Origin of the sequence: Chroococcidiopsis sp. (genome assembly GCF_051657925.1) — a bacterium.
Taxonomy (GTDB): domain Bacteria; phylum Cyanobacteriota; class Cyanobacteriia; order Cyanobacteriales; family Chroococcidiopsidaceae; genus Chroococcidiopsis.
On the sequence record NZ_JBOFLP010000039.1, the window covers coordinates 1 to 23,395 of the forward strand.

Consider the following 23,395-nt stretch of genomic DNA (forward strand, 5'->3'; position numbering starts at 1 on the left):
GGCTGGAAACCGATATCGAGATGTTCTGGTAGCTGACTCATGATATACAAGTCGTCCAGATTCTCCTTCAGGCGATCGACAATCCCTGAATGATTCGTTACCTGTAAGGCGATATCAATCCCTGGGTAAAGCTGGCAAAATGGTCCCAACAGGCGCGGTACGAAGTATTTGGCAGTGGTAATGACCGCAAGTCGCAACCTCCCCTGCTTCAAACCTTTCAAATCTGCTACTGTCATCTCAAATTGAGCGAGTTTCTCAAAAATTTCTCGACAGGTAGCAAATAATTCTCGTCCTGCCTCCGTGAGGTAGAGGCGCTTACCCACTTGCTCGAATAGAGGTAAACCGACTGCCTTGGTTAGCTGCTTCACCTGCATGGAAACAGTCGGTTGGGTTAAAAACAACTCTTCTGCGGCACGGGTAAAGCTACCATTACGCGCCGCAGCTTCAAACACCTTTAATTGGTGAAGCGTTGCTTGCTTCACTGCTATTCTCCTAGCAGATTGAATTATAGATATGTACCTATAATACCTATTAAAAACAATGGCTTTTATTTATAGTGAATATGAGTTACCATTCTTTACAACTGAAAGAGCGTAAGATGACTTCCAAGCAGCGTTGCACGTCGCTATGGGGTGTAGGGAATTGATTTACTCTTCTCCTGTGAATGGTCTAGCCCACCAGCCGCAGAATTTCACCGACATTTCATCAGCGCGTGCGATGCTTTTCCTTAGTTCTTACGAGTAACGGTCAATAGCAGCAATTACAGATCGCGAGGGATGATTTCTTCTTCTTTAAGTGGCACGGGCAAATTAGCTAAATCTGGTAATTGTACGAGTTCTTTTTCCTTTTCCTTCTCCTTGATGGCGAGTGGTAGTTGTAGAGGTTGCTGTTGCTCGATCCAGCAGCTTGCCAGTGGTAAGGTCTGTTCTAAATCGTCCAAGGGTCTAGGAATCACCATCACGGCGTTGAGTTCACCAATCCGTTCTGCCTCGTACATTCCTGCTTCTACAGCGACAGCAACATTAGAGACGCTACCGCGAATGATGACGGTACATAACCCAGCCCCAATGCGTTCGTAAGAGGCAAGTTGCACGTCGGCAGCTTTGAGCATGGCATCGGCTGCACCTACCATCGCAGGAAATCCCCGTGTTTCTAGCAGTCCGACAGCTTGATGGCTGAGGCGGCTGTAGCCTCTTGCTGTCAATTGTTGCAGGCGCAGACCAATTGGTAATACAGCTTCTAGATTCGGCAAGGGACGAGGTATGACTAATGAGGAAACCAACTCGCCAAAGCTTTCAGCCGTTGCCGCACCTTCTCTAACGGCGAGGCGAACATCGGCAGTACGACCGCGCACGATCGCCGTACAGTGCCCGCCGCCAATCTTCTCGTATCCTACTAGGGTGACTTCAGCAGTCTTGAGCATCATATCTGCCGTCCCGACAATCGCGGGAAAGCTGCGGGTAGATACCAAGCCTAAAGCCATTTCCTGAAAGTTTTGTACCCGATGTTCTTGCCCAGAAGTGGCGAACCCTTGATTCTGTGTCTGCATGGTAGATCTAACCGATTTTAGATTCTAGATTTTAGATTTTAAATGAGGATTTGTCGGTGCGTACCGCGACAACGCAAGTCAGAATAATTCTAAAATCGTCAGTCTGGGCATTTTCCTGCTTCATCCTATTTACAGATAAAGTTAATCCCATCCAATTTCCAAATCTAAAATTGCCTTGACTTAGGTTCCTTGAGATGGAGGAGTATCTGGTGGTGGCTGGTTCAATGATTGACTATGGGGAAACAACGTTGCCATCAACCGCGTGATGGAAGCTTTGCCATAAACAATGCGATCGCCACTCGGTTGAGTTGGTTCTAGTTGACTTTGTTCCGATCCAGCCATCTGACCGTTAGACTCAGGTGTTGCTCCAAGTGTTGCCGATGTTGGTGGCGATGGCTGAGTTGCATCAGTTGGCGGTGTCGGTGCTTCTTCAACCTCAACAGTAGAATCTACCGTTAGGTGACGGCTGGTATCTCCCAGCAAAGAACCTGGAGGAATCACTTGTTTGGGAGCGACAGAACAATTAAAAATCGTCGTTGCCGCACCGACGCAAGCATTTGCTCCGATTGTAGCTTTTCCCACTACTAAAACCCCAGCTCCGAGATTAACTCCCGTCTCGATCTCTACATTTCCGTCATGGGCGTGCAGCACAACTCCCATTCCGATACATACTCCCGCTGCAATAATAATTTTACTGTTTGGGTCGGCATGGAAAACTACCCCAGGAGCGATCGCTGCCGTGCGATCGATGATTACCTCGCCACTGATATGCGAATTAAAGTTACCAATTGGGTGTAGTGGCGATAAAGACATCTAGATTAAATCCTTAAAAAGGAGACAGGAGACAGAAGCCAGGAGTCAGAAGGTAATGCGCAACTTTTGACTTTTGACTTTTGACTTACCTTGACTCCTGTACGGGCGGGTTTTTCCGGCATTCTTGGCTAACTGGCAAGATATATCTGGTAAACCCGCCCCTACAATTTCCGATTCCTGTACGGGCGGGTTTTTCCGGCATTCTTGGCTAACTGGCAAGATATATCTGGTAAACCCGCCCCTACAATTCGCCTCGTACTAGGGACGTTGGATAATTGTTTCCAGCACCCGTCGTTTGTGTTTGGAATCAATCCCGACCAACCGGACGTATTCGCCTTCATGTTCGGCAAGACAAGCTTCCAGCGCGGCAACGACCTCGGACTCGTTTCTGCTGGTAATTGGGCTACAACTCTTCCAAGAACCAGTGCGGAAGCGGCGTTGGTCTACGTGTTCCGAGCCAATTGTATGCCCTGCTGCTAAGAGGTGGCGTACTTGGTCTACAACATCGCCCTCCAGTTTAGAACTTGTTGCCCTACCCGAACTGGCACTGCTGCCATTACCGTAAGAAGGTGCAGAGACGTAATTAGAATGACCGGTTGACTGAGAAATCACTGGTCCGTCGGGACGCTGAATAATGGTTTCTAGTACCCGCTGTCTCCGTCTGGGGTCAACGCCGATCAAGCGCACGTACTCCCCTGAAAACTCAGCGAGGCTGGCTTCCACGGCTGAAATGACCTGAGCTACCTGGTTAGAGTTAATCGTGCCGCAGCTAGCCCAAGAACCGGTGCGGAAGCGACGGCGATCGACGTGTTCCGTCCCAACTTGATAGCCTTGTGCTAGCAAACCGCGAATTTGCTCGACGGTCTCGGAATCGAGTTTGGAGCTGCCTGTCGAACCACTGCCATAGCTGCCACTGCTAGCCGCACTACTGCGGTAGCTGCTGCTAGCTGGAGGTACGGTAACTCTCGCCGCACCGTTACTCTGGATTAGGGCTTGTCCGTTAGGTCTTTGAATAATTGTTTCTAATACTCGCTGCCTGCGTTTGGGGTCAATCCCAAACAACCGGACGTATTCGCCTTCATGTTCTGCCAAACAAGATTCTAAAGCCGCGATCGCCTCTGACTCCGAGCGAGGTTCGAGTGGCGTGCAACTCTTCCACGTCCCAGTGCGGAAACGGCGCTGGTCTACGTGTTCTGTTCCAATCTTGTATCCTTGCGACAATAGGTGTCGCACTTGCTCCACTGCTTCTGTATTCAATCTTCTACCCATGATTCCACTAGCATTCCCATTAACGCCTTTATCCCCATCCGCTTGAGGTTGTGACAGCTCGTCGCGAATGGGGGTGATGCAAGCCTTATCGTCAGCGCAAAGATAACCCGATCGCAGCGCGTTATTGACCCCAATGACGTGATGCGCAAACTCTCGGTCTACTTGTTGCACGTCGGGTAAGCGATCGGCTTGCTGTTGGTTGGTAATCGTCGCTCCCGAAGGTACGTACTTCCCAGCCGGAATCTCTACATCTTGGATCAGGACGTGCATCATGACAATGCACCCATTACCAATTCTGGCGTTGAATACGGTGGAACGAAAGCCGATGAAGCAATCGTCTCCCACATATGCCGGTCCGTGAATCAACGCCATGTGAGTAATGGAAGTATTTTTCCCGATCCACACCGAGTATTGTTTGCCATCGTCCCCGATCACGCGACCTTGTTCCAGTCCGTGAATCACTACCCCATCCTGCACGTTCGTGCCTGCACCGATGTGAAAAGGAGTGCCTTCATCGGCGCGAATTGAAGTTCCTGGCGCGATTAGGACGTTAGAACTGATATGGACGTTCCCAATCACGTTGGAAAAGGAATGTACGTATGCAGTTTCGTCAATCTGTGGCTCTGCCAAATTTTTCGACCAGGGGGTAGGCGGGGCAGCATAGCTGCGGGCTACCATACGTTAAAATCCTCTGAAATATCCTGTTGCTATGAATTGACTTTGCCGCGATCGCCTAAGGAAAGCTCGATCGATCTTGCTCTCTTTTGCTGTACAGGTTGCGATTGTCTACGCTGACAGTATCGATAATTCCTACTACCAATGCATCTAGGGGACGCGATTGATTGCCCTCGATCTGACGGGCAGCACTGCCGCGACTAACTAAAACCCACTCATCCACACCAGCACCTATCCAATCGGCTGCTACCTCATATTTAGGTAGCAGGCGACCGTCAGCATCGATAAATTGCAACAACAGTAGCTTGGCTCCTCGCAAACTTGGTTCTTTGTGGGTACTGACAACCGTACCCCGAACTTGAGCGATTTGCATTCAGGGTTACGGTCTGTTGTAAGGACGGATGCCGCTGACGCTCTCGCGGAACTGTTCTACAGCTTCTGTATAACGAATCGGCAGCACGTATTCTAGGTTTTCGTGAGGACGAGCGATGATGTGGGTAGACAAGACCTGTCCGCCATTCACGCGCTTGACGGAATCTATACCAGCGGAAACCGAAGCTTGCACTTCCGAAACGTCGCCTCGTACGATCACCGTGACTCGACCGCTACCAATCTTTTCATAGCCCACCAGAGTGACGCGAGCTGCTTTTACCATCGCGTCAGCTGCTTCCACAACTGCGGGGAAGCCCAACGTTTCAATCATTCCTACTGCGATTGCCATTTTGTTTTACTCCGTAACTGAAAGTAGCGTAAGGTTATCAAACTGAAAAACTGAAAGCTGAAAGCTAAGGATTTATCGCGGCTAAGTGCGGAACTGTTCTACAGCCTCGGTATAGCGAATTGGCAGTACGTATTCAAGGTTTTCGTGGGGACGGGCAATGATGTGGGTGGAGAGAACTTCACCACCATTGACTCGTTTAGCTGCTTCAATGCCAGCGGAAACCGAAGCTTGTACTTCTGAAACGTCGCCCCGCACGATCACCGTGACGCGAGCGCTACCAATTTTCTCGTAACCCACTAGAGTGACACGGGCAGCTTTTACCATCGCATCTGCTGCTTCAACAACTGCGGGAAAGCCCTTGGTCTCAATCATTCCAACCGCGATCGGCATTTTTACTCTTCTCCTTGATGGCGCGTAAGTAAACCTAGTGGATTTAGTTTGACAGTAAATTTTTGACGAGAATACCCATTCTTAATTAGAAAAAAGTCTTCCTGAAATAAGCATAGGGAAGCTTTGCTCCCCTGACAATATAAATCATTATGATAATTTTGAATGAGAATGTTTAAAAAAACTTAACGGTGCGTTTTTAGCTCGATCTGACATCTAAACCGCCCCTATTTATCGCTATTCTACTTTTGTTTTATAATTTTTTAATTACATTTAGATAAAGCAAACTTATAACTCAGTGACTTCATCCTCTAGAGCGATTGCCGAAGGTCGCCTCTGATGGTTCTAGGAGTTTTTACTGACCGATAGCCACTGACCGACGAAATCTCGCCTGCTTGGGTGCTATAATTGCCTACACTCAAGCTAAATCCATTTTACACGATTAATACAAAGAGTGAAATTTGGCAAGAGTGGAAATCAGATGAGGAAATACTTATCCGGCTACATTTTGTAAGGAAAAACTATTAATAATGAAAACATTCAAAGAACAAAAATAGTCCGAACGAGATTGACAAACAGAAATTAAAAAAATTCAAACATCTCTACTGAGAGAACTAGAATTGCTACCAAATAAAATTTTTTTTAGTTGCAAATAAGTAGGAAAATTGCAAATGACGCAGTTTTTATTCATAAATAGTTGGTGGGTTCCCTTCTATGGTTTGATTGGTGCAGTCCTCACCTTACCTTGGGCGACGGGAATAGTGCGTCGCACTGGACCGAGACCCGCCGCTTACCTGAACTTATTAATGACCGTGGTGGCTTTTATCCACAGCGTTATTCTGCTGATGGATATGTGGGATCGAGAACCGCAAAGCTTTCTGTTTACCTGGTTCAAAGCTGCCGACTTAGATTTATCTTTTGCGTTGGACGTATCGCCAGTCACCCTCGGTGCAGCAGTTCTCATTACTGGTTTGAGCTTGCTGGCACAGATTTACGCCTTGGGGTACATGGAGAAAGACTATGCCATAGCGCGATTTTTTGCCTTGATGGGATTTTTTGAGGCAGCGCTATCGGGCTTGGCTTTGAGTGATTCCTTGATCCTTAGCTACGCTTTACTAGAAATACTGACGCTTTCTACCTATCTGCTGGTCGGCTTTTGGTACGCTCAGCCGTTGGTAGTAACAGCGGCAAGGGATGCCTTTTTAACAAAACGGGTAGGGGACATACTGTTATTGATGGGAGTTGTCACACTCGCTTCCTTCGCCGGTAGCCTGAACTTCTCCGACTTGAATGAATGGGCGCAGACAGCGCAACTATCGCCTTTAACATCAACGCTACTAGGCATAGCTTTAATTGCTGCACCAGCCGGGAAGTGCGCTCAATTTCCCTTGCATTTATGGTTAGACGAGGCGATGGAAGGTCCCAACCCCGCTTCCGTACTGCGAAACTCGATGGTGGTATCGGGTGGGGCATATGTATTGTATAAATTGCAGCCCATATTGGCGCTGTCACCTGTAGCATCTGAAATTTTAGTCATTCTCGGCACGGTAACGGCAGTAGGAGCATCGTTAGTTTCGATCGCCCAAATTGATATTAAACGGGCGCTGTCCCATTCGACTAGCGCATACATGGGACTGGTCTTTTTATCGGTAGGCTTGCAACAGGGTGGCGTAGCGCTGATGTTGCTATTTACCCACGCGATCGCCAAGGCATTACTATTTATGAGTGCAGGCTCGATCATTGCCACCACACACACCCAAGATTTAACGGAAATGGGAGGTTTGTGGTCGCGGATGCCTGCGACCACAACGGCTTTTGTCGTCGGCGCAGCCGGACTGGTGACGTTCATCCCTTTGGGTAGCTTCTGGGCAATGGTGCAATGGGCAAACGGCTTTTGGATAGTTAGCCCTTGGGTTGTCGGCGTATTGCTCGTAGTTAATGGTTTAACGACACTCAATCTCACTCGCCTCTTCCGACTCGTCTTCTGGGGCGACCCGCAGCCAAAAACTCGTCGCGCTCCAGAGGTCATGTGGCATATGGCTTTACCTATGGTGTCGCTGACAATAGTAACTCTGCTAGTTCCGTTGATGTTACAGCAGTGGGGATTGTTACCGAGTTGGGAAAACATCAACTGGCAAGCAGTTACTCTCTTAATGGCATCAAGTGGATTAGGGCTGGCAATCGGCTCGACAATATACCTGCATAAAGCTTGGTCGCGACCCGTGCAATTGCAGTGGCGATTTTTGCAAGACTTGTTGGGCTACGATTTCTATGTAGATGAGGTTTACAAAGTCACCGTTGTTTTGGCAGTGAATTCGATCTCCAAAATTTCCGCCTGGATCGATCGCTACATCTTAGATGGCTTAGTAAATCTAGTTGGCATTGTCACCATCTTTAGCGGTCAAAGCTTGAAGTACACCATCTCCGGTCAATCGCAAGCCTATATGCTAACCATCCTCCTCGGAGTCGGTCTGCTCGGCTTAATTATCAGCTGGTCTTTAGGATACATTTTTCAGTGACTGGTTATCAGTTGTCAGTTATCAGTTATCAGTGAAGAAAGGGTGTAGGGTGTGGGGTGTAGTGAGTGGCTAGTGGCTGGTGAAACCAGTGGAACCAGAATTGCTCCCGACATCTCCTCTGCCCCTCTGCTCCTCTGCTCCCTTGTCCCCCTTGTCTTCCTTGTCCCCCTTGTCTCCCTCAGCTCTTTTTCCCCTACTCCCTACTCCCTACTCCCTACTCCCTCTATAGAGATGCTCAGTGCTTTCATTTGCTTACCAGTCTTAGGTGCGGTGCTAATCTGGGTTTTGCCTTCAGGTGAGACACGATCGCGCTATATTGCTTTAGCAGTTACTGCTGCTACATTTATTTGGAGTATTGTTCTCGGGTTTCGATTCGATCCTGGAGATGGTGCTTTTCAGTTTCAAGAAGCACTACCTTGGATAGATGCTTTGGGTTTGAGCTATCGCTTAGGCGTGGATGGGTTATCTTTCCCATTATTGGTGTTGAATGGCTTACTCACTTGCGTTGCACTTTACAGCACCAATAACCAAGTGGCGCGATCGCGATTCTACTATTCTCTCATTCTGCTACTCAATACGGGTGTTGCTGGAGCTTTCCTGTCTCAGGATCTCTTGCTATTCTTTCTGTTCTACGAACTGGAACTGATTCCCCTATATTTGTTAATTGCGATTTGGGGTGGCACAAGGCGCGGCTATGCAGCGACGAAGTTTCTAATTTATACGGCAATTTCAGGCATTCTGATTTTAGCTGCCTTTTTGGGTCTAGTTTTATTAAGCGGTACGGGTTCTTTTGCTTACGAACCCTTACGCACGGCTGCTTTGAGTTTACCGTTGACAGCGCAATTCATTTTACTAGGGGCAATTGTTGTAGGTTTTGGGATTAAAATCCCTCTGGTTCCTTTCCATACTTGGCTACCAGATGCTCACGTCGAGGCTTCTACACCCGTTTCCGTGCTACTGGCAGGGGTGTTGTTGAAATTGGGAACTTACGGTTTGTTGCGCTTTGGCATGGACTTGTTACCGGAGGCTTGGGCAGCATTCGCCCCTTGGCTGGCAACTTGGGCAGTGGTCAGCGTGTTGTATGGGGCTTCCTGCGCGATCGCCCAAACTGATATGAAAAAGATGGTAGCCTATAGCTCTATCGGTCACATGGGTTACGTGTTACTGGCAGCGGCGGCGGCGACACCTTTGAGTATTTTGGCGACCGTGTTGCAAATGATCAGTCACGGTTTAATTTCGGCACTACTGTTTTTACTAGTGGGAGTTGTTTACGAAAAAGCGGGTAGTCGGGATACTCAAGTGTTAAGAGGACTACTCAACCCCGAGCGAGGTTTACCTGTCATTGGCAGCTTGATGATTTTGGGCGTGATGGCAAGCGCTGGAATTCCTGGTATGGTAGGGTTTGTGGCAGAGTTTCTCGTTTTTCGCGGCAGTTTTCCCGTCTTCCCTACCCAAACTCTCCTCAGTATGGTAGGTACTGGTTTGACTGCGGTGTATTTCTTACTCTTGGTAAACCGCGCCTTTTTCGGACGGCTATCGCCCCAGGTTGAGAATTTACCTAAAGTTTACTGGTCGGATCGTATTCCCGCGATCGCTTTAGCAATACTAATTGTAGTGTTGGGGATTCAACCGAGTTGGATGGCGCGGTGGAGCGAACGGACAACTACGGCAATGGTAAATAATGTAGAGGCGATCGCTCATCTAGCGGTCAAGAATCCGCGATCGTAGAAATGGTTTTACTAAAATCTGTCCCTCCTAACAAGATTCATCCCGGTAGGAGCAGGTTTTACCAACCGATGTATGGAAGAATGAAATATATAGTTCTATTCCGCCAATAAAACCATTTGCCGAGCGCTGCGTACAGACATGACCAGACATGACATGCAAAGTCTATACGCCGATCGCTGACAACTGACAACTGATAACTGATAACTGATAATTAGCAATGGTCAGCATCACTAACAAGCCTACCAGCCATCCTTTAGCAGAATATATTCAAAAGTTACAAACAGGAGAAGCTCTACTCGCAGATACTCCTGAAAATGTTTTAGAAGTTGTAGGAATTCTCAAAAGCTACGGTGTAGTTTTGGATGCCTACTGGCGAAATTTAATATATATCTCAGAGAATCAGTTTTTAGTCTTTTTTCCCTTTTTCAAGTATTTCAACGGAGAATTTTCTATTAGGAAATTACTCCGTCATTGGTGGCACGATCGCATCAATTTTGAATACGCTGAATACTGTATGAAAGCTATGTTCTGGCATGGTGGCGGCGGTTTGGATGCTTATTTAGATACGCTGGAATTTAAAGAACGAGCAGCAGCAGCTATTCAAGCCAAGTTTACAAACAATCCTTTGGTTTTGGGATTAAACCAGCTTTTCCCAGAATTTTTACCAGAATTGGTGCGCCAGCAAGCTTATTACAGCGGCTTGGGTCAATTTTGGCACATCATGAGCGATATGTTTTTGAAGCTGAGCGATCGCTACGATCGCGGTGAAATTAAAACTATTCCGCAGGTAGTTGAACATATCTTAAATGGTTTGGTTGCTGATGCCAATACACCAATTTCTTACACGGTAAAAATTAAAGGCAAAGAGTATGAAATTATTCCCAAAAGTGCGGGTTTAACTTTCCTTTCTGATACAGCCGTACCCTACGTAGAGGCGGTTTTCTTCCGAGGTACGCCGTTCCAAGGTACAGTTTCTTACAACGCTCAAGCACATCAAATTCCCCCCGATCAAGCGCGATTTGCCTACGGTGCGTTATATGCAGATCCGTTACCAATTGGCGGTGCTGGCATTCCTCCCACGCTGTTGATGCAAGATATGCGGCATTACTTACCCGAGTATCTGCATAAAATTTATCGTCATAGCAAGCGCGGAGAAGATGATTTACGAGTACAAATTTGTATGACTTTTCAAAAGTCGATGTTCTGCGTTACCACAGCCGCAATTTTAGGATTGATGCCTTATCCCGCAAATACTGAAGATCCATCGGAACAACAGGCAAATATAACTTACCTCGAAAATTGGATGGATCGATTTATGACTTCGCGGTTGTTGGATGTGAATAGGTAGATGGGAGGCGATCGTGCTGTTTTAGGATGGAGGGGTGCGATCGCTTGCTGAATAGATGAATTCTCATGGCACGGCGATCGCTAACTAAAAAACAGCAAGCTGAACTAGCTGAAATTGCTAAACTGCTCCAACTGAAGGCTTGAGGGGTAAAGCTATGTCGCGCCGAATGTTGCTTTATTTTCTTCACCCACTACTGCTAATAGTATCAAGTTCTTCAGGTAACACTACAGGAATCTCTGCATTAACAAATCCAGCTCTATCGCGAGTCACTATTGCATCTACGTTATGCATCATCGCGCAGGCATACTGTACTGCGTCCTCAAAATCTTGAAAATTCAATGCAAGAGCTTGTTCCAGTACTTCTCGACTGACTGCACAAATGTTTAGATCTGCCAGAACTTGAGCGATCGCATCTTGAGCCACTACTCTCCCTGCTGTTCTGCGGATATTGTCGTTGCTGCAATCAGTCCCTCGATCTCTCCAGTATCAAGACGCTCAAATAGTCTGGCTGCATTTTCCACAAACGGTTCCCGCTCTTGTAAAAAGTCAAGAACCACATTAGTATCAATCAAAACCCGCATTACTGGTATTTCTCGGTCAAATAAGTTACGTAATCCTCTATAGTATCAGTCTCCCCTAAAGCTGGCGAACTCTTTGCAATCCCTCGCAGCCGCGACAGGTTTCTCCGTCTCAATTGAGGCTGTGTTTCCTGTTTTAGAGAATCTAGAAGAGTTTGTACCAACTGCCAGCGATCGCCAATTGGCAACTGCAACGCCTGGTTTTGCAATTCTTGCAATGTCATCAACTTTTCTCCTAAAGTTCTCTACGATTATTGTAAATTGCTGCTAAAGCTTCATGTTCTAGATGTTCTGCTGACCTAATTTGTACCAGAATGATTCTATTCTTACCTTCAAAGCACTGCCTCCTCAGCAAGCCGTCGTTCTCCTAACTTAGAAAAAAAATTTATCAAATCCCTACCAAGTTACGGGTTGCAAAGTCGCTTTTTGACCTGGTTCTAAATCTAAGCTGATAGCAGATCTTGGCATGGCGATCGCTCTAATAATATTTGCTGCGTGAGTGCATTTGCTAGCTATGAGTTGTAATATCTGCCTCTGCTTTAGCAATTAGATTGTCTAGTTTACCCGATCCTAAATCGGCTACAATTTGCCGATCCCACATCTCATCCAAATATTCTTGCAACCAAACTGAGAGTTCGCAAACACTGTATTAGTTCGTAACAAAATTAGCTGCATCACTGCTTAAAAATGCCTTGAACCAATTGGCTATCCCAGCAGAAACTTCTCGATTGATTTTTTCAGAAATTCCATTAACCTCTACAAACTTGTTCAGGTTCAAAAAGTTTTGTTCAAGCCACCAACCAGTTTCATCAGGATCGAGTTCAAGACCATGCTTGTTGTCGTATATCCCTTGAAATGAAACTTTACAAGTACAGCAGTAAAGTACCGTAAGACTAATACCTACATTATGATTGAGGAAATAGAACCAAGGAAACTCTTCATCTATTGTTTTCCGAAACCATCGTCGTACTTCTGGGATCTGATAAAGTTCTCTGGGGTCAGAATCGTATTCAGGAAAAAAGATCTCAGCAGAAGCTCTTTTACTAATCGTCATCTCTTTATTTTTCGTCAGTCTTTTAACCAAAGTATCAAGAGTTGACAAGTCACTACCAATGATCTCAGATTTTGAGACTGCAAAGACTAATAAAGAAGCTTCGCTGAGGGCTTTGTTCATAGCCCATAATCTTTGTATCTCTTCTGAGTAGTCCTCAGATTCACCCGCTATTCTAGAATAAATGTCTTTGACAGTTGTATCTAATTTATTTTGTTTAGGTATTTCAATCCACCAACCAGACTTGCTTTCAGGTGTTTTCTCAATATCAAATAGAACCCAAAAGATTTTAGAAAAATCATCATTTAGGACTACAAAAATGATTGGACTTTGTAAATTCAGATAATAATTTAGGTGTTTATTCTTGCCTTCATACTTGATTCCACCTTTAGACTTCTTTGAAATGTAAGAATTCCCACACTTGATTTGAACAGCAATGCTCTTACCTGTTACGTTGCCATCTTTAACAATATCGATATATCCATCAACCCCAAAATCGGATTCTTGGTGAACTGGTCTATAGATCCAACCTAGAATACTACTTACAAAATATTCAAAAAAGGCTTCACCAGCCCTTCCTATTTTTTGATGGATGCTTTAGTGACTTTTGTAAATTGAAATTATCGCTCAAGTCACGATCGCTACTTCTCCTGTGTCTAAATCGTAGCGTCCTCCAACAATTTGCAGTTTGCCTTCTCGTACCAGTTGCATTAAAAGATCCGATTGCTCTAATTTTTTTACTTGGTAGCGCACGTTTGCCACAACTGCATTTTCAACTAAATCGTCTGCCGATTTACTATTTGATTTATTATTAAGTTGCGCGTTAGCGGAGCTTAACGTAGTTATCGCAGGTTCGATCGCTTTTGCAAAACTGCTAATTTGTCCTGGAAGTGGCTTGCCTTTGACTGCTGCTGTAACTGCACCACATCGTTCGTGACCTAATACCATAATTAGGGGAGTTCCTAACATTGCTGCAGCATATTCTAAGCTGCCGAGTGCTTCAGCAGTCACAATATTTCCAGCAATCCGCACGTCAAACAAATCGCCAATTCCCAAATCGAACAAAATTTCCGCCGGAACGCGAGAATCAGCACAACTTAGAAGAGTAGCAAACGGATGCTGTGCGGTAGCCACTTCTTGCAAGCGTGTCTGCGATTGATGCGGATGTTCCAGCTTTTGCTGCACGAAACGTTGATTTCCTGCTAACAATCTTTTCAATGCTGTATTAGGACTCTCAGGTTCAATGTCTTCTGTAACTGCGGCTTGCGCCGATCGAGCGTAACCAAGTAGGCTACTTGCAGCAACGCTAACACCAACACCCGCTATCTTCAAAAACTGACGGCGATCGATAAACTTATTCTGACGACTCATAATCCTTCCTGACAAAGCAAGTAACTAGGCAGCAGCACCCTAGCCACCAGCCACTGATAACTGATAACTGATTAAAGCGAAGCAATACATCTAACAGAACGAATCTCCATTGCATCGGAGATATAACAAGCACCGCCGAATTTATTCAGGATCGGTCGAATGTTTTCTATGACTGGCTTAATCTGTTCTGGCATACAAAAAGCAATAATGTAGACATTATCAAGCTGTGTTGCATCTGCACCAGGACTTCTACCGATCGCATTTCGGATGACGGTGTGTCCGATGATGCCTGCCTTATCCAAACCTGCTAAAATTTTTGGCAGCTCTATCGAATCGGCAAGGACTTCTATTCTTTTGACCGCGTGCATAATTTCTACCCCCAAAGCAGATTGATGCCGTACAAGTACAAAGGAATTCCCACAATGATATTGAAGGGAAATGTCAGTGCTAGAGCGGCAGTAACGTAAAGGCTAGGATTGGCTTCTGGTAGCGTCATCCTCATAGCAGCTGGAACCGCTATATAAGAGGCACTCGCACACAACACCGAAAATAAAAGTGCATTTCCCTGCGGCATCCCGATCGCTTTTGCTAAAAGTATGCCAATTGCCGCATTAACTATTGGTATCAATATAGAAAAAGAAATCAAAAACGTACCAGTTTTACCTAGATCTTTGATTCTTCCAGCAGCAACTAATCCCATATCTAACAAAAAGAAGGTCAAGACTCCGTAAAATATGCCTTGAGTGAATGGTTCTTCTACCTTCCAGCCTTTTTCTCCTGACACTGCACCTATTATTAGGCTACCAACTAAAAGAAAAACCGAACTGTTGAGAAAAGCTTCTTGCAAAACTTCCGACCAAGAAAAATCGCCGTCTTGCTTGTCGATCGCAAATAGTTTCACCAAAAGCAGTCCGACAATAATTGCTGGGGATTCCATCAAAGCTAAAGCCGCTACCATGTAACCGCTAAAATCAATTCCCAGTTCAGTCAGAAAAGAACCAGCAGTAATGAAGGTGACAGCACTGATAGAACCATAAGTAGCCGCGATCGCAGCTGCGTTATACAAGTCGAGTTTGACTTTGAGAATAAAGAATGTATAAATCGGCACGATACAAGCCATCATCACCGCTGCCAAAAGGGTAAGTATGACTTCTTGGCTGACTCCGCTTTTGACAAGTTCGTTTCCTCCTTTAAACCCAATGGCAAATAGGAGATAAAGCGAAAAAAGTTTGGGTAATGGTTGAGGAATTTCTAAATCTGATTTGAGAAAAACAGCTAACATCCCCAGAAAAAAGAACAGCACTGGCGGACTCAGAACGTTAGACGCGATCAAGCTTACATCCATTCCCACCTCTCCTCTGGTTTGTGGAAACAGATACCCAAAAAAGTTTTAATCATCGCAAAACTTAATGTTTTATGTTAAATTCAACCACCTGACACCAACAAGAGCGCTCGATGGAGTTTCACCATTCCAATTAGGTAATTTCTACCATTCAGGAATAGTATGAGGCATAGTTTATCAGAAGATGAGGTTATTTCTGTATCTGTTGCTCGATTGTCAAAAGAAGCGATCGCGCCGCAATCGATCGCTATTGCTACAACTGAGACAATAACTCAGCGCTCATGCCATAATTCATCTGGCGATTTTGCTGCAAAGTTTCTTTGTCAAGTATCTGTATAGATCTATAGGATGTTCATAGATAAAATCAGCACAAATTGAAAAATGCAACTGTCAAAACTTATCGTTTTCTGAGGCGATCGCGCTCGAATTGAGTTGAGTTTCTAACTGGCGTTTTTGTGCTAAGAGTTCTTGTATTTTGTGATAGCGAGCGATCGCGACACTCAGCTCCAACAATTGATCGAGAGGACAAGGATAAGACCATTGCTCACCGGAGGCATCGAGACCGCAAACACGATAGCTAGTTGGAGATAAATCTGTTGTCGATAAATCTGGACGTTCAAAGACGATTTCCTCGATCGCGTCGTCCGATTCTGGAGCAGTTGGATAAGAATCGATCCAAGCATCAACAATTGGACCTTCGTAGTAGAGTGCTTGAATTCTCTGTGCTATTTGTTCTAAATCGACAATTGGTGCTGATGGCGATCGCTCTATTTGAGTTGTCGTTGTTGATGACGGTTCAACGCTGCTAGTAGAAAACTGGGGTAACTGTGGTGACTGGGGAAGTTCGCTCTCTACTGCTGATGGTGGAGGTAAATCGACTTTTGGAGCTACTGGCAAAATCTGAAATGAGATCGGGCGATCGGTAACAGTAGACGGTTCAGTGATAAACTGCTTGAGCGTCTCTAATTGGTCTAAAGTTGCGTGAATTCGTTGTAGTGCCTGTTTCATGTGTTTATATTTAGTGGCTAGTGACTAGTGGCTAGTGGTTAGTAATCAATAGGGTGTGAGGTGTAGGGTGTAGTGAGTGGTGCGTGTTTTAATTGCGACTTACGACTTACGACTTACAACAATGATGCCAACTTCTCCTTCGAGTCGAATTGTACTCGTTACTGGACCAACTAAATCTGGTAAAAGTGAATGGGCAGAAACTCTAGCAATGCAATCTGGAAAATCTGTGATTTACATTGCGACGGCTCAAACCAATGCCAACGATCCTGAGTGGCAACAACGGATCTCCCAACACCGCGATCGCCGTCCTGCTGGCTGGTTAACCGTAGAAGCGCCAGAAAACTTAACCGAAACAATCGCCACAGCTCCCTCCTGTTGCTGCTTGCTAGTCGATTCGCTTGGAACGTGGGTAGCGAATTTGCTGGAGCAGGATAGCATTACTTGGGCAGCAACGGAGCAAAATTTAATCTTAAGTTTAGAGCGCTTAGACAATAAAGATGTAATTGTTGTAGCAGAAGAAGCTACCTGGGGCGTAGTGCCAGCTTATTCAAGCGGCAGGTTGTTTCGCGATCGCTTAGGTCATTTAGTCCGTCGCTTAGGAGCTGTTGCCAACCCCGTTTACCTCATCGTCGGTGGACACGTCCTGAACCTCAGTCTGCTGGGTTCTCCACTACCTACCCCTTTAAACGAGAAACGATAGCATAGAGTCAGTTATCAGTGAAGAAAGGGTGTAGGGTGTGGGGTGTGGGGTGTGGGGTGTAGTGAGTGGCTAGTGGCTGGTGGAACCAGTGGAACCAGAATTGCTCCCGACATCTCCTCTGCCCCTCTGCTCCTCTGCTCCCTTGTCCCCCTTGTCCCCCTTGTCTCCCTCAGCTCTCTTCCCCCTACTCCCTACTCCCTACTCCCTACTCCCTTCTTAAAATGGCATCCACACAAGACGTTAGAAGATATCTCGCATACTGGTTTCAGTTAGGTAAGCATGTCGTCATCCGCGACGGACAAGAACGCTTGCTACCACAACCAGTGATAAAAGGCGATCGCTACAGCCAAGCTTTTGAAGATTGCTGGCAACGTATTAACGCACCCGATGCAGGCGACTGCTACTTGGAAGGAACAGAGGAATCAGTAGCCGATTTACTCACGCCAGAATGGGATGTGTCTCCTTGCGCCCGTTGTGCTATGCCCGTACCCATGCGTAATGTGGGAATGCCTCCGGCTTGCTGTCCTTGCAACGACTTACTGAGTTGGCCCAACCTTGACGTTCCCCCGCCGCGATCGCCAGTCAACTCCCAAGTAAAGCTCAAAGACATACAACAACGGCTGATGTCAATGCGCGATCGCGGTTAGATAGCTTCAATAAATTAGGCACGCAGCTCAACTAGACCTTTGCCGCTTGCTTTTCTCCCTCTGGTTGGCGACGACGGGGAATTTCATAAGTTAAAAAGTCGTGTGCCATTTCAGTATTGGGAAAGATCGCCCGCGCTTCTTCTAGAAGGTGTTGCAATTGAATGTCATTACCAGGAGCATAGCGAGGGCTAAAATGTGTCATAATTAGCAGCTTCACTTGGGCAGCTAATGCCGTTTGTGCTGCCATCGTTGATGTGGAATGCAAACGTTGAAAAGCGAGTTCTGCATCGATATGAGAAAATGTCGCTTCGTGAATCAATACGTCCGCACCTTGGGCAAGAGCAACCGCCCCATCGCAGAAAATTGTATCGGTGCAGTATGCTAGCTTGCGCCCTGCTTCTGTGTCACCGCATAGATCGACTCCCCGAATGACCCGTCCATCATTGAGAGTTACAGTTTCACCCCGCTTCAGTTGACCGTATACTCTCCCAGGAGGGATGTTTAACGCCTTGGCTTTTTCGACATCGAACCGCCCAGGACGATCTTTTTCAGCAATCCGATAGCCAAAAGCGGGGACGCGATGCTCTAAGCGATCGCAACTCACTGTAAATTCTTCATCCTCGTAAACAATCCCAGGCTGTACTGTATGGACGTGCAGCGGGTAAGATAGATGAGTTTGAGAATAGCGACCGCAGGCGCGGAGATACTCTTCTAACTTTGGCGGACCGTAAATATCAATTCGATGCGGACTACCCGCTAAACCACAGGTGGCTAGCAATCCCATTAATCCAAAAACATGATCGCCGTGCATGTGAGTGACGAAAATGCGGTTAATTTGGCTAATTTTTAAGTCACTCCGCATAATCTGATGCTGAGTTCCTTCCCCGCAGTCAAATAGCCAGACTTCGGCTCGTTGCGGTAGGCGAAGGGCAACACTAGAAACATTACGCGATCGCGTCGGTACGCCGGAACTGGTTCCTAAAAAAGTAATCTGCACTGCGGCTGCTGTCGATCTACGACATGGCTGACGTATTCTTTATCTATACTGCCACGCGATCGGCGATCGGTAATCCGCGAATCGGGGTATGGGATGTACTTTGACTTCTGACTTGGAGACTTTCCTTTTGCCTCTCCTCAACCTAGTCGAATCAAGACCCAGTACGATTAGTTTTAGCTTTAAGTATTTGGTAGATTCAGGTTGGTCGAGTTTTTGACATACTACAGTTGTGTTCTTATTTTTAGGTTTTTTAGGGCGATTGTAATTACAAAGCGCCTTTTATGAAGATAAATCTAAATATTACCTGTTTTTGCTAGTTTCTCTAGTTGATGATTACTGCTATTTTAATTATTAATAACTGTTTTTATTGGTATAGTGGCTGTAAGCTCAGAAGGTTGTAATACCTCCCTATCTCCAATCTCATTTCCCGTGGTGCAGCTACAGCGGCAAAACCTGTGTCGAAATTTGCAGCATTGCCCTAAAACTGTGTCGAATTCGAGCCAGTTTGGGTGAAGTTAAAGTTTTTCTTTCACCAAATCTATATGTATCTAAAAATGCTTCGTCAACTGTAATTTTACTGATATTCAGTATCAAAAAAACTCAAAATTTTATGAGTCTGCGGTAAAAATTCTTTCAAGGGGTGTGAAAGTTGTGGTAAACTCTTAGCGAGCGTTGATATATAGGAGAGGAGGAATACAAAGAAAAAAGTAATGATTAATAACTCAATTTTTTGCGATCGAACTGGCACAGTTTAAAGATGCTGATGGAAATCCTGGCATCATATTATTGATTTATCTACAACGTTAAAATCCATTCAATTAAAATAGAGCGTATTAGCTTTTTCTGAAAAAATGGACGAGAAGCTCGGTCTAATTTGGCGAGCATCCTGTCGTTGTGCTAGAGATATCTAAGCACTAGGTTGTTCATGTTTTTTCAGATTTCAAAAATATCGCAGTATCCTGAATTGGGCGTAAAATGCCTGAATTGTTCGGCTGTTTATTCCAATTGCAGACTGTAGCGATCGAAAGCAGAGATAAGTATTCGTGCAAAAATTGCATGTAGCATCTGCTGCAAAATCTTAAGTAAATGAAGCTTAAACTCTTCAATTTCCGAAGCACCTGTCAACAAAATGAAAATCATAGTAGAACAAGTATCCAAAGCTTTATTGGGAATCAGAAATCGACATTTTATTATTCTCGACACAATCGTATTTTCGATCGCGCCAGTCCTAGCACTAAGCCTGCGCTTGGACGAATTTAACATTGGTGAAACCCTCAACACTCATGGGCTTCAGTTAGCGATTGTCTCTACCCTATTTATCATTGTAAAACTGAGCATCTTATATAGTTGTGGTTTTTATCGACGGTGTTGGCGCTACGCTAGTATTGACGAGCTGACGCAAATCGTCATGCTGATATTAGCAGCGATTGTCCTCGAAACAATAATTGTCTATGCCTTCAATAACTGGTCTAATTTTTCCGCTGTCTTGCCGCGATCGCTAGCGCTGCTAGATGGAATACTCAGCCTAATCTTCTTGGGTGGACTTCGCTTGAGCATTCGAGTGGTCGAAAGAGCAAACCACAGGCAGGCTCAACCTAAAAGTAGCGAACGCTTGCTAATTGTTGGTGCGGGTAATGCAGGCGTGACAATTGCCCAACAGATGCAGCAGAACCCACACTTCAATCTTTACCCCATCGCTTTTATCGACGACGATCCGGCGAAATTGCAATTAAGAATTCGCAGTTTACCTGTAGTTGGCGATCGCCATCAAATCCCGAAAATTGTACGTTCCTTGCGTGTCGATCGCGTCGCGATCGCCATGCCGAGCGCCCCTGGCGAAGTCATTCGCGAGATCTTAGATATCTGTCAATCGAGCGGCGTGCGTACCAGCACTTTACCTAGCGTCAGCGAAATTGTCAACGGTTTCAACGGTCGCGTGGCGATCGAAAGCATTCGCGAAATCAAAATTGAAGACTTATTGCGTCGGGAACCAATTCAAACAGACGGGCAAAAAGTCTCGCAGTTATTAACAGGTAAAAAAGTACTTATAACCGGCGCAGGTGGGTCGATTGGTAGCGAACTTTGCCGTCAAGTCTTTCGCTGTCGTCCCGCAGAAATCATGCTGGTAGGACACGGCGAAAATTCGGTCTTTTACATCCAACAAGAATTGGAACGAGTCATGGAAGTGCTGCGGCAAGACGGCACGATGCAGGGATATATGCCACATCTGCGTGCTTTTATCGCCGATATTCGCTTTCCATCGCGCTTAGAGTATGCTTTTGACCAATTTCGCCCAGATATCGTTTTCCATGCTGCCGCGCACAAGCACGTACCCCTGATGGAGGTGAACTCACCAGAAGCGATTACCAACAACGTCTTAGGGACGAAAAACCTGCTCGATCTTGCTCTGAGATACGATGTCAACCAATTCGTAATGATTTCTACGGATAAGGCAGTCAACCCAACTAATATTATGGGAGCTAGCAAGCGGACTGCTGAAATGCTCGTTCTGCAAGCAGCGCAAAAGAGCGGCAAACCTTATGTCGTCGTCCGGTTTGGTAACGTGCTGGGTAGCAGAGGTAGTGTCGTGCCTACCTTCAAGCAACAAATTGCTAAAGGGGGACCGATTACCGTTACTCATCCCGATATTCGACGCTATTTCATGACAATTCCCGAAGCCGTGCAATTGGTGTTGCAAGCGGCGGTTGTTGGCTGCGGCGGAGCCATATTGATGCTAGACATGGGACAGCCAGTGAAGATTGTGGATCTAGCGAAAGATTTGATTCGGCTGTCTGGATTGCAGGTCGATAAGGATATTAAAATTCAGTTTACGGGGTTGCGACCAGGAGAAAAGCTATTTGAAGAACTGTTCATCCCCGGCGAACAGTACGAAAAGACAGAACACGAAAAAATTCTGATTGTCAAAAATGCCAGTAACTTTACGCCAAAAACTTTAAATTCTTTGGTAGAAGCACTGTGCGATGCCGCACGGCAAAATGATGCTCCGGCGATCGCCTTCTTATTACAACAGCTCGTACCTGAATATAAGCCACAAAACTCTCCAATTCCCAAACAATTACCTGCCAGCCAAGAAAAACTACTGGATGAACTTATCGTTCCGAGAACAAAGCGGCAGCATATTCTAGATACACCTATTGCTGCACTCGATCGCCAGTCCAAAATTCAGCTACAGGAAATTGAGCAAGCATTCGAGCAGGGTGAATTTGAGATTCACTACCAACCGATTGTTGTGTTGCAAACCAATAGAATTGTTGGGTTTGAAGCGCTCTTACGCTGGCAGCACCCCACGCAAGGTGTAGTTTCACCTACGGACTTTATTTCTGCTCTAGAAGCAACAGACGCGATCTCAACTATCGGCTGGTGGTCGTTGCGGCAAGCTTGTCAACAGCTACGCCTGTGGCAAGAGTGCTATCCCAAAATTCCTTTGACTGTGAGCGTGAATCTTTCCAGCACCCAGTTCGCTTATCCAAATCTTGTAGCGCAGTTGGGACTCGTTCTGGAACAGACTGGATTGAATCCTCGAAATTTGCGTCTGGAAATTCCTGAAAGCGCCATCTTATCGGATATTGAATTTGCCAATCAAAGGGTAATAGAACTCAAAGCATTAAATGTAGAATTACAAATTGATAATTTGGGTATTGGCTATTCATTTTTGAGCTTACTGCAAAGGCTCCCCAATCGCATGTGCTATGAAAAATTCGATCGCCTCAGCGTCGATCGCTCCCTCGTCAATCAAATTGATACTGATGAAGAGAGCTTAGAGATTTTGCGGACAATCGTGGCGATCTCTCGCAACTTGGGTGTAGAGACAACGGTAACTGGTGTAGAAACTGCGGCTCAGCTAGCACAACTCAACGCTCTAGAATGCCAATACGGACAAGGCTACTTTTTCGCCAAACCCATTAACAAAGATGCTGCCAGTACGCTGATTAATTCGCAATTGCAACCCTTATGAGGGAGCAGGGAGTAGGGAGCAGGGAGTAGGGAAGAAGAGAGCTAAGGGAGCTGGGGAAGAAACTACCAATTACCAACTACCGACTGCTATCTACTAGTGACCTGATAAATGCTTCTGAGATAATGCACGATCGCCTCTGCGGTAGCAAGATTAGTTGCTAGTAACACTTGGTTGAGATGGCACGATCGCATTAAGGTTTCCTGAGTTTCCCCTTCCGAGCGTGGAAGTTCTAAGATATCTTGTAGCACGATTGCAGCTAAAACATTGCCAGAGTTAACCAAATTGGCGATCGCTTAGAGGAATTTCTGCGGCTTCAGGGAAAATAGACGGTAGTTGAATTACAGTTGCTGCTCCTGCATTACTGCCATTCTCATCAAGTTGAATCTCGTCACTGGGGAATTGCTCTTGTAGGTTTTGGCGATCGGAAATTGCTCCAGCATGAGTGTGACTAAAAACTGTCTCGGCTAAGTCTTGCCGAATCACATCTACTTCTTCCAAAATCAGTACGAATTCTCCAATCCGTAATATATAGCAGAGAGCGGATAGATTAGGACATTTCAACTGTCTACAAGCAAGATTAGCCAAGTCTTTTTCCTCTGCTCCCTACTCCCTGCTCCCTGCTCTCTCTTGATAAAATACCCAAATCGAAAGCTATGTTAACTAAGTTTTTGATTTGCTTTATTAATTTTTTTAAACGTAGGGTAGGCATTGCCCAC

At 45.7% G+C, this 23,395-nt stretch carries 29 protein-coding genes and 1 pseudogene; 7 read left to right on the forward strand and 23 right to left on the reverse strand.

All coding sequences use genetic code 11. The annotated features are described in order from the left end of the window. From ACRC32_RS02745 to ACRC32_RS02780, 8 genes are all read right to left on the reverse strand, one after another. The coding region (locus ACRC32_RS02745; RefSeq protein ID WP_438552534.1) for a LysR family transcriptional regulator at positions 1–482 on the reverse strand (482 nt) is incomplete at its 3' end. Positions 483–760: 278 nt separating this feature from the next. Next, positions 761–1,549 carry a carbon dioxide-concentrating mechanism protein gene (locus ACRC32_RS02750; RefSeq protein WP_015153087.1) on the reverse strand — a complete coding sequence of 263 codons (789 nt, stop codon included), beginning with the start codon at positions 1,547–1,549 and terminating at the stop codon, positions 761–763. Positions 1,550–1,729: 180 nt separating this feature from the next. Next, a complete protein-coding gene (locus ACRC32_RS02755; RefSeq protein WP_438552535.1) occupies positions 1,730–2,362 on the reverse strand; it encodes a transferase in 633 nt (210 codons plus the stop codon). Positions 2,363–2,407: 45 nt separating this feature from the next. Beyond that, on the reverse strand, positions 2,408–2,581 hold the full coding sequence (locus ACRC32_RS02760) for a hypothetical protein (protein WP_438552536.1): 174 nt from the start codon (positions 2,579–2,581) through the stop codon (positions 2,408–2,410). A gap of 39 nt (positions 2,582–2,620) precedes the next feature. Next, positions 2,621–4,309, reverse strand: coding sequence for a ribulose bisphosphate carboxylase small subunit (locus tag ACRC32_RS02765; protein ID WP_438552537.1), 1,689 nt, complete (start codon positions 4,307–4,309; stop codon positions 2,621–2,623). A gap of 55 nt (positions 4,310–4,364) precedes the next feature. Beyond that, on the reverse strand, positions 4,365–4,679 hold the full coding sequence (locus ACRC32_RS02770) for a EutN/CcmL family microcompartment protein (protein WP_192154987.1): 315 nt from the start codon (positions 4,677–4,679) through the stop codon (positions 4,365–4,367). Between the two features lie 6 nt (positions 4,680–4,685). Continuing rightward, complete coding sequence (locus ACRC32_RS02775) at positions 4,686–5,027, reverse strand: carbon dioxide-concentrating mechanism protein CcmK (protein ID WP_015153091.1); 342 nt, start codon at positions 5,025–5,027, stop codon at positions 4,686–4,688. Positions 5,028–5,108: 81 nt separating this feature from the next. Beyond that, complete coding sequence (locus ACRC32_RS02780; protein ID WP_015153092.1) at positions 5,109–5,417, reverse strand: carbon dioxide-concentrating mechanism protein CcmK; 309 nt, start codon at positions 5,415–5,417, stop codon at positions 5,109–5,111. Between the two features lie 668 nt (positions 5,418–6,085). Here ACRC32_RS02780 and ACRC32_RS02785 point away from each other — a divergent pair. The 3 genes from ACRC32_RS02785 to ACRC32_RS02795 all read left to right on the forward strand — a co-directional run bounded on the left by ACRC32_RS02785 (position 6,086) and on the right by ACRC32_RS02795 (position 11,009). Next, positions 6,086–7,933 carry an NAD(P)H-quinone oxidoreductase subunit F gene (locus tag ACRC32_RS02785; protein WP_438552538.1) on the forward strand — a complete coding sequence of 616 codons (1,848 nt, stop codon included), beginning with the start codon at positions 6,086–6,088 and terminating at the stop codon, positions 7,931–7,933. 231 nt (positions 7,934–8,164) lie between these two features. Then, complete coding sequence (locus tag ACRC32_RS02790; RefSeq protein ID WP_438552539.1) at positions 8,165–9,661, forward strand: NADH-quinone oxidoreductase subunit M; 1,497 nt, start codon at positions 8,165–8,167, stop codon at positions 9,659–9,661. Between the two features lie 217 nt (positions 9,662–9,878). Then, on the forward strand, positions 9,879–11,009 hold the full coding sequence (locus ACRC32_RS02795; RefSeq protein WP_438552540.1) for a CO2 hydration protein: 1,131 nt from the start codon (positions 9,879–9,881) through the stop codon (positions 11,007–11,009). On the opposite strand, the gene ACRC32_RS02800 is transcribed toward ACRC32_RS02795, so the two are convergent. From ACRC32_RS02800 to ACRC32_RS02845, 10 genes and pseudogenes are all read right to left on the reverse strand, one after another. Next, positions 10,975–11,196 (reverse strand): hypothetical protein, encoded by a 222-nt coding sequence (locus ACRC32_RS02800; protein ID WP_438552541.1) that lies wholly within the window; start codon positions 11,194–11,196, stop codon positions 10,975–10,977. The genes ACRC32_RS02795 and ACRC32_RS02800 overlap by 35 nt on opposite strands. Beyond that, positions 11,193–11,432: a type II toxin-antitoxin system VapC family toxin gene (locus tag ACRC32_RS02805; RefSeq protein WP_438552542.1), complete on the reverse strand. Its 240-nt coding sequence runs from the start codon at positions 11,430–11,432 to the stop codon at positions 11,193–11,195. The genes ACRC32_RS02800 and ACRC32_RS02805 overlap by 4 nt, the downstream gene beginning before the upstream one ends. Further along, a complete protein-coding gene (locus ACRC32_RS02810) occupies positions 11,432–11,590 on the reverse strand; it encodes a PIN domain-containing protein (RefSeq protein ID WP_438552543.1) in 159 nt (52 codons plus the stop codon). The genes ACRC32_RS02805 and ACRC32_RS02810 overlap by 1 nt, the downstream gene beginning before the upstream one ends. After that, complete coding sequence (locus ACRC32_RS02815) at positions 11,590–11,811, reverse strand: hypothetical protein (RefSeq protein ID WP_438552544.1); 222 nt, start codon at positions 11,809–11,811, stop codon at positions 11,590–11,592. The genes ACRC32_RS02810 and ACRC32_RS02815 overlap by 1 nt, the downstream gene beginning before the upstream one ends. A 172-nt stretch (positions 11,812–11,983) precedes the next feature. Continuing rightward, positions 11,984–12,133: a hypothetical protein gene (locus ACRC32_RS02820; RefSeq protein ID WP_438552545.1), complete on the reverse strand. Its 150-nt coding sequence runs from the start codon at positions 12,131–12,133 to the stop codon at positions 11,984–11,986. Positions 12,134–12,236: 103 nt separating this feature from the next. After that, entirely contained in the window at positions 12,237–12,761 is a 525-nt protein-coding gene (locus tag ACRC32_RS02825) for a chlororespiratory reduction 6 domain-containing protein (RefSeq protein ID WP_438552546.1), read from the reverse strand. Between the two features lie 81 nt (positions 12,762–12,842). Continuing rightward, positions 12,843–13,232: pseudogene (locus ACRC32_RS02830) on the reverse strand (DUF4365 domain-containing protein); the annotation flags it as partial. Positions 13,233–13,265: 33 nt separating this feature from the next. Next, positions 13,266–14,009, reverse strand: coding sequence for a carbonic anhydrase (locus ACRC32_RS02835; RefSeq protein ID WP_438552547.1), 744 nt, complete (start codon positions 14,007–14,009; stop codon positions 13,266–13,268). A gap of 71 nt (positions 14,010–14,080) precedes the next feature. Continuing rightward, a complete protein-coding gene (locus tag ACRC32_RS02840; protein WP_438552548.1) occupies positions 14,081–14,377 on the reverse strand; it encodes a P-II family nitrogen regulator in 297 nt (98 codons plus the stop codon). Positions 14,378–14,382: 5 nt separating this feature from the next. Beyond that, positions 14,383–15,354: a sodium-dependent bicarbonate transport family permease gene (locus ACRC32_RS02845; protein WP_438552549.1), complete on the reverse strand. Its 972-nt coding sequence runs from the start codon at positions 15,352–15,354 to the stop codon at positions 14,383–14,385. 159 nt (positions 15,355–15,513) lie between these two features. Between ACRC32_RS02845 and ACRC32_RS02850 the strand changes: the two genes are divergently transcribed. Then, positions 15,514–15,690, forward strand: coding sequence for a hypothetical protein (locus ACRC32_RS02850; RefSeq protein ID WP_438552550.1), 177 nt, complete (start codon positions 15,514–15,516; stop codon positions 15,688–15,690). Between the two features lie 51 nt (positions 15,691–15,741). Here the strand turns inward: ACRC32_RS02850 and ACRC32_RS02855 are convergent, their stop codons facing one another. Next, on the reverse strand, positions 15,742–16,359 hold the full coding sequence (locus tag ACRC32_RS02855; RefSeq protein ID WP_438552551.1) for a hypothetical protein: 618 nt from the start codon (positions 16,357–16,359) through the stop codon (positions 15,742–15,744). Between the two features lie 121 nt (positions 16,360–16,480). On the opposite strand from ACRC32_RS02855, the gene cobU reads away from it, so the two are divergent. Both cobU and ACRC32_RS02865 read left to right on the forward strand, forming a co-directional pair. Next, entirely contained in the window at positions 16,481–17,059 is a 579-nt protein-coding gene (gene cobU / locus ACRC32_RS02860; protein WP_438552568.1) for a bifunctional adenosylcobinamide kinase/adenosylcobinamide-phosphate guanylyltransferase, read from the forward strand. Positions 17,060–17,280: 221 nt separating this feature from the next. Continuing rightward, positions 17,281–17,706 (forward strand): hypothetical protein, encoded by a 426-nt coding sequence (locus ACRC32_RS02865; RefSeq protein ID WP_438552552.1) that lies wholly within the window; start codon positions 17,281–17,283, stop codon positions 17,704–17,706. 31 nt (positions 17,707–17,737) lie between these two features. On the opposite strand, the gene ACRC32_RS02870 is transcribed toward ACRC32_RS02865, so the two are convergent. Then, positions 17,738–18,703, reverse strand: a complete 966-nt coding sequence (locus tag ACRC32_RS02870; protein ID WP_438552553.1) for a ribonuclease Z — start codon at positions 18,701–18,703, stop codon at positions 17,738–17,740. A 1,129-nt stretch (positions 18,704–19,832) separates the two neighbouring features. Here ACRC32_RS02870 and ACRC32_RS02875 point away from each other — a divergent pair. Then, positions 19,833–22,679, forward strand: a complete 2,847-nt coding sequence (locus ACRC32_RS02875; RefSeq protein ID WP_438552554.1) for a polysaccharide biosynthesis protein — start codon at positions 19,833–19,835, stop codon at positions 22,677–22,679. An 86-nt stretch (positions 22,680–22,765) separates the two neighbouring features. On the opposite strand, the gene ACRC32_RS02880 is transcribed toward ACRC32_RS02875, so the two are convergent. Genes ACRC32_RS02880 through ACRC32_RS02890 form a run of 3 tightly spaced genes read right to left on the reverse strand, consistent with a single transcriptional unit; the run spans position 22,766 to position 23,388 of the window. Beyond that, positions 22,766–22,960 (reverse strand): hypothetical protein, encoded by a 195-nt coding sequence (locus ACRC32_RS02880; protein WP_438552555.1) that lies wholly within the window; start codon positions 22,958–22,960, stop codon positions 22,766–22,768. Further along, entirely contained in the window at positions 22,953–23,264 is a 312-nt protein-coding gene (locus ACRC32_RS02885; protein WP_438552556.1) for a hypothetical protein, read from the reverse strand. Before ACRC32_RS02885 ends, ACRC32_RS02880 begins: the two co-directional genes overlap by 8 nt. Next, a complete protein-coding gene (locus ACRC32_RS02890) occupies positions 23,257–23,388 on the reverse strand; it encodes a hypothetical protein (protein WP_438552557.1) in 132 nt (43 codons plus the stop codon). The genes ACRC32_RS02885 and ACRC32_RS02890 overlap by 8 nt, the downstream gene beginning before the upstream one ends. Positions 23,389–23,395 lie beyond the last annotated feature (7 nt).

Bases quoted from the DNA above. Each gene is read 5' to 3' on its own strand.
- ACRC32_RS02790 (WP_438552539.1), top strand. From the start codon at position 8,165: ATGCTCAGTGCTTTCATTTGCTTACCAGTCTTAGGTGCGGTGCTAATC.
- ACRC32_RS02785 (WP_438552538.1), top strand. From the start codon at position 6,086: ATGACGCAGTTTTTATTCATAAATAGTTGGTGGGTTCCCTTCTATGGT.
- ACRC32_RS02825 (WP_438552546.1), bottom strand. From the start codon at position 12,761: ATGAACAAAGCCCTCAGCGAAGCTTCTTTATTAGTCTTTGCAGTCTCA.
- ACRC32_RS02835 (WP_438552547.1), bottom strand. From the start codon at position 14,009: ATGAGTCGTCAGAATAAGTTTATCGATCGCCGTCAGTTTTTGAAGATA.
- ACRC32_RS02750 (WP_015153087.1), bottom strand. From the start codon at position 1,549: ATGCAGACACAGAATCAAGGGTTCGCCACTTCTGGGCAAGAACATCGG.
- ACRC32_RS02855 (WP_438552551.1), bottom strand. From the start codon at position 16,359: ATGAAACAGGCACTACAACGAATTCACGCAACTTTAGACCAATTAGAG.
- cobU (WP_438552568.1), top strand. From the start codon at position 16,481: ATGATGCCAACTTCTCCTTCGAGTCGAATTGTACTCGTTACTGGACCA.
- ACRC32_RS02850 (WP_438552550.1), top strand. From the start codon at position 15,514: ATGAGGCATAGTTTATCAGAAGATGAGGTTATTTCTGTATCTGTTGCT.
- ACRC32_RS02775 (WP_015153091.1), bottom strand. From the start codon at position 5,027: ATGGCAATCGCAGTAGGAATGATTGAAACGTTGGGCTTCCCCGCAGTT.
- ACRC32_RS02795 (WP_438552540.1), top strand. From the start codon at position 9,879: ATGGTCAGCATCACTAACAAGCCTACCAGCCATCCTTTAGCAGAATAT.
- ACRC32_RS02765 (WP_438552537.1), bottom strand. From the start codon at position 4,309: ATGGTAGCCCGCAGCTATGCTGCCCCGCCTACCCCCTGGTCGAAAAAT.
- ACRC32_RS02845 (WP_438552549.1), bottom strand. From the start codon at position 15,354: ATGGATGTAAGCTTGATCGCGTCTAACGTTCTGAGTCCGCCAGTGCTG.
- ACRC32_RS02770 (WP_192154987.1), bottom strand. From the start codon at position 4,679: ATGCAAATCGCTCAAGTTCGGGGTACGGTTGTCAGTACCCACAAAGAA.
- ACRC32_RS02815 (WP_438552544.1), bottom strand. From the start codon at position 11,811: ATGACATTGCAAGAATTGCAAAACCAGGCGTTGCAGTTGCCAATTGGC.
- ACRC32_RS02755 (WP_438552535.1), bottom strand. From the start codon at position 2,362: ATGTCTTTATCGCCACTACACCCAATTGGTAACTTTAATTCGCATATC.
- ACRC32_RS02780 (WP_015153092.1), bottom strand. From the start codon at position 5,417: ATGCCGATCGCGGTTGGAATGATTGAGACCAAGGGCTTTCCCGCAGTT.
- ACRC32_RS02875 (WP_438552554.1), top strand. From the start codon at position 19,833: ATGAAAATCATAGTAGAACAAGTATCCAAAGCTTTATTGGGAATCAGA.
- ACRC32_RS02890 (WP_438552557.1), bottom strand. From the start codon at position 23,388: ATGCCTACCCTACGTTTAAAAAAATTAATAAAGCAAATCAAAAACTTA.
- ACRC32_RS02865 (WP_438552552.1), top strand. From the start codon at position 17,281: ATGGCATCCACACAAGACGTTAGAAGATATCTCGCATACTGGTTTCAG.
- ACRC32_RS02840 (WP_438552548.1), bottom strand. From the start codon at position 14,377: ATGCACGCGGTCAAAAGAATAGAAGTCCTTGCCGATTCGATAGAGCTG.
- ACRC32_RS02810 (WP_438552543.1), bottom strand. From the start codon at position 11,590: ATGCGGGTTTTGATTGATACTAATGTGGTTCTTGACTTTTTACAAGAG.